Source organism: Vibrio sp. YT-19(2023), from assembly GCF_033337395.1.
The window spans coordinates 1-4,096 of the sequence record NZ_JAWOQN010000075.1; the positions used below are offsets into that span (position 1 = coordinate 1).

At 40.6% G+C, this 4,096-nt stretch carries 3 protein-coding genes and 1 pseudogene; 2 read left to right on the forward strand and 2 right to left on the reverse strand.

Annotation, left to right across the window (positions count from 1 at the left end; translation table 11 throughout):
• Positions 1–263 (reverse strand): annotated as a pseudogene (locus R7E78_RS23880) (mobilization protein); the annotation flags it as partial.
• 1,277 nt (positions 264–1,540) lie between these two features.
• Between R7E78_RS23880 and R7E78_RS23885 the strand changes: the two are divergent.
• Together R7E78_RS23885 and R7E78_RS23890 are read left to right on the forward strand one after the other, a co-directional pair.
• A complete protein-coding gene (locus R7E78_RS23885; protein ID WP_025789264.1) occupies positions 1,541–2,548 on the forward strand; it encodes a hypothetical protein in 1,008 nt (335 codons plus the stop codon).
• Complete coding sequence (locus tag R7E78_RS23890; protein ID WP_025789263.1) at positions 2,538–2,957, forward strand: hypothetical protein; 420 nt, start codon at positions 2,538–2,540, stop codon at positions 2,955–2,957. Before R7E78_RS23885 ends, R7E78_RS23890 begins: the two co-directional genes overlap by 11 nt.
• A 563-nt stretch (positions 2,958–3,520) precedes the next feature.
• Here the strand turns inward: R7E78_RS23890 and R7E78_RS23895 are convergent.
• On the reverse strand, positions 3,521–4,096 hold a 576-nt coding region (locus R7E78_RS23895), incomplete at its 5' end, for a mobilization protein (protein WP_276392355.1).

Here is a 4,096-nt window from a genome sequence, read left to right on the forward strand (position 1 = left end):
TGCGCAAGGCCTAAGTCGGTCACTCCCCACAATGCAAGCTTCCCTCTTGGCGTTTTTAGTTCGTACTTTTTGATGAGGTCTAAGCCTTTTAGTTTTGCCAGTAAACGATCGAGAGGCTGCCTTTTTTGATAATTCAAAAGCACCATTAAGTTGGTGATTGTGGAGTACGTTTCTTGTATTAAAAATTGTATGACGCATTGCATGTTGTCTGCATTTCGTTGGTAACGTTCGGTTTTATCTTGGATCAGATATTGTGTGTTCATCGGCCTCTGCCATCGGTGTCTATCATCGGGGGAGTATAGCACCCGACCGCAGACACCGATGAAATCCAAACAATAACAAGAAGTTTCGCCAAAGGGCGAATATTGAAAAAGCGTGCTTTTTCAATGAATTAGAATGTAAATCTTCGGGGCTGGACGCCCCTACAATTCAAATTCTAATTTAAAGCAAAATCCGCCTCGCTCCGCGAGACCAAGCCCCTATAGAGCGTGAAAAATGTCGCCCTTTTTGGACAAGTCCAAAGAGTCTCGTTTTTACATCGTTATACGGACTTGGTCTCGCCTGCTCAACGGATTTTGGGGCAAGCCCCCAAACCAAAACGCAGTTTGGGAACTGCTCGCCTTTTCGTTCGGGAACGGGCGTTTGGTTCGGCTCCCCCTGTCGAGAAAAAGGTTCGGGGGCTCACCTGTTTTCTCGATGCTACGTTGGACACTTCGCATTTTTTTCTGACTAGCAATTGAACCCCGCAAGGGGGCGCTTGGGCGATTGAGCCAGAAAAAAACATGGCTCACTAACTCACTTTGTTTCGCTGTTCGAACTGTCGCCTCGCGCTGCTCGTTGCCGGTTCGTTTGTCTTGGTAAAAACGCTTCGCTTAGTTTCACCAGGACAAACAAACTAAGCAGTTATGTTGTAACTCAAGGTTCAGTGTTAATTCGTTGATAGGCGCTTTTTGAGTACTTCCTAATCCTAATGCGAGCAATATTATGGTCATGTAACGTTTTTTGAAGTTCATGCTTTTCGTCCTTTCTTTTCGTAAATCTCGACACAAGTTAGCGTGTTTCATTTTTCTCTATGATCTTAAGATCTCACGCTGTTAGTTTGCTGTCATTTGAGCCAAGTTTTGAAGTAACAAGAGTTACTCTTTGGTTCAGTGAATGTGAGTTTAATTCGAATGATTGTTGTGACGCGGCAAATGACCGTTTGTGCGGTTTGAGCCAACTAGGCATTTTTATTTTTGGATAATGATAGATGCCTAGTTGCAGGTTGAACATGTGAAAAACGAGCATTTCAGAGGTGTTTCTGAGTGAGTTTAGAAGTTAGTTAGATTGCTATGTAAATCGCTCTCAAAGTGTCACAAACTTTCAAATGTTTTTTGGTGGGTAATGTGCCGGATTTCAGTCTGAAATCGTGCCTAGAGCGTTTGAGGGGCTTCTAAGTGGTGTTTTTGATAGTGAAGTTGCCTATTTAACATATGACCAATATTACGCACCTTTAAGTGTCGTTATGATGTCATCACGTTAATTGAGGTTAGGTGAACTGATGCCACACAATTTTTTGGATAGAAAGAAAAAACCGTTGAGTTCTTCTGGTGGAGGTTATAAGCCACTCCATGAAGAAGAGTCATTAAGAAAACCGCAAGCTCGAGAAGAAACAGTAAGGGAGCGAGCTGCCCGCCAACGTCGAGAGCGTCAAGCTGAATTGACGTATACCCAAGAAGATTACGCTCGTTGGGAAAAAAATCGTGTGCGTGCTACTGCAGAACGTAACGCGGCAGCGTTACAGGCCTACGATCTAACAGAGCCAGAATGGAACAAAGATCTACAAGACGATTTGAAAGAATACTTAGAAGGTAGACATACACAAGTTTGTATTTTCTCTGTTGATGATGCCGCAAAGTGTGCGATGAATATCTGGCATCAAAAAAATGAAGAAGGGGAAACGATTGGAAGTGAAACTCTGAAACTATTAGATGACATTCATTCAAAAATAGATATGGGCATAGGTATTATTACTGCGGCAAAAATATCAAAAGCTTTAGGTGGCTTTGGTATTACAGTTAAACAATATATTGATGCTCAGGGAATAGAACGAGTAATAATATCCAGTCTCTGGAATGACCCTAAGAAGTATTATGCTGTTGTTAATGGATTAAATATCAAAAAAAATTATCCATATAGAATTACAAACCCTACAATTAAGCAGTTGGGTGTTTTAGCTGAAGATACATTAAATGGATTTAAGAAAGGGGCTGTTTTAAGTTTAATTATATCGGCAACAATCAATACTAATGAATTGATGTTTAATGATGATTATCATTTAGTTGATTGGTGCGGTAGTATGGGAAGTGATTTGTTTAAGCTTTTAGCCACTGGTGCAGTTGTCGGTGGGATTATTTGCTTGACGGTCGCTCTTGGAGTTGCCATTCCTATGGTGGTTGGTGCGATGGTTTGGGTTGGTGTTGATGTAATTATTTCTAATATTTGGGATGAAAACAAGATAGAAGAAAACATAATAAATGGCTTAAAAGAGGCCACAAATGCTAAATAGAATTCTGATTTTTTTAGGAGTCCCTCTTGTATTAATCGGGATGCCTTTCTTATTATTTGATGCGATAAGCCCAATACTGGATGTTTATATATATCATCCAGAATCTATAGCGTTAACCTCCGTTTTTTCTATAGTTCCTTTTTTATCATGGTTTTGGTTTTTAAGTATAATAGGGTTTGTTTGTATTTGTTTTAATAAGCGTCCTGAATTACCTAAAGAGTGGAGTAAATATTTAGGAACTTACATTCCTTGTTTTCTATTTGTCATTGGGGTTGTTTTTGGAACGATTGGAAAAGATGCAATAAAGAAACACCTTGTTGATAGTGGTTACTTTTTAATTACTACAGAAAAGATAAGAACATCATTTTATATATCTCTTGATAAAGATATATACCATAGGGCTGATTAAACAAAAATTTGAGAAGAGTATGCAACAAAGATCTTTGCATTGATCATTGAGATCTAACGATTTTAGGATTAATCTCTATCCCCAGATGTGAAAAAACCACTCTTGCCGGAGTGGTTTTTTCGGAATACTCACAAATGATGACCAAATCGTTGTGTAAGTCCTTCCATGATAGACCATATCAAGTAAGCACTTCAAGAGTATTTCTGCACTCTGTTTGGAATCAAGATGTTTTGGACAGAACGACGCGCATCACTCACCGACCAAGGGATGTTCCAAAGGTGAGAGGTAAAGGCACTAATCAGAACTAAGCGTAAAGCTCGATAACACCGCCCCTTGTAGCTGCTAGAGGGGACAAGCGGAAAAGGAATAACTGATTAGTGTTGTGTGACTGGAACGGGGGCGAAAGCTTTACACACAGCGCAGGGCAGCCCGAAAGGGTAAGAGACAAAACTCCACGGAAAGCGACCATAGATGATACCCAAATCACTCAAGTTTAGAGTTGAAATGGGTAGGGGTCGGCGCAGCCGAAAGGGCTGATTTGGGGAGTCTTGCGACAACCTTATTCACCGCTTTTGGTCTCTTGTTTCTTGTAAGGTCTTTACCTCTTCTAATGTGAAGATTCGGTAAAGGTTTGAACGATAATACTCGAATGGGTGCTTCGATTCTTTGAACCTTATGTATTCAATTTTGTTGAAGTGGTTCTCTAACAGCTTTTTCATTTCGTTACTCTCAACGATGAAAAAGACTGCATGCCAGTACCCCTCTTTTTTTGCCTGTATGTGCTCTTTAAAAATGGTCCTGTAGCGTGATGGCGTTTGAATTGTTTGCATCAGTTCGAGTGCAATCTTTGCTCCCGAAGGACTTTTCACCAAGCCATCCGGTTTGTGTGCTACCTGATATTTTTTGCGTACATCTTCATGCTTACCATTTTCCCAATCACGCCATCCATTTTTTTGTAGCTGGAGCTGCACAAACTGTACTTTCATTTTATGTTCTGCATTCTTGGCCGTGACTCGGTACGGTACAAAACTCTTCTCTCTGCCATTACTTTTCTGTTGGTTTTGCGCAAGGCCTAAGTCGGTCACTCCCCACAATGCAAGCTTCCCTCTTGGCGTTTTTAGTTCGTACTTTTTGATGAG

Excerpts from the sequence above, each read along its gene's own strand:
- R7E78_RS23885 (WP_025789264.1), top strand. The coding sequence starts at position 1,541 with ATGCCACACAATTTTTTGGATAGAAAGAAAAAACCGTTGAGTTCTTCT.
- R7E78_RS23890 (WP_025789263.1), top strand. The coding sequence starts at position 2,538 with ATGCTAAATAGAATTCTGATTTTTTTAGGAGTCCCTCTTGTATTAATC.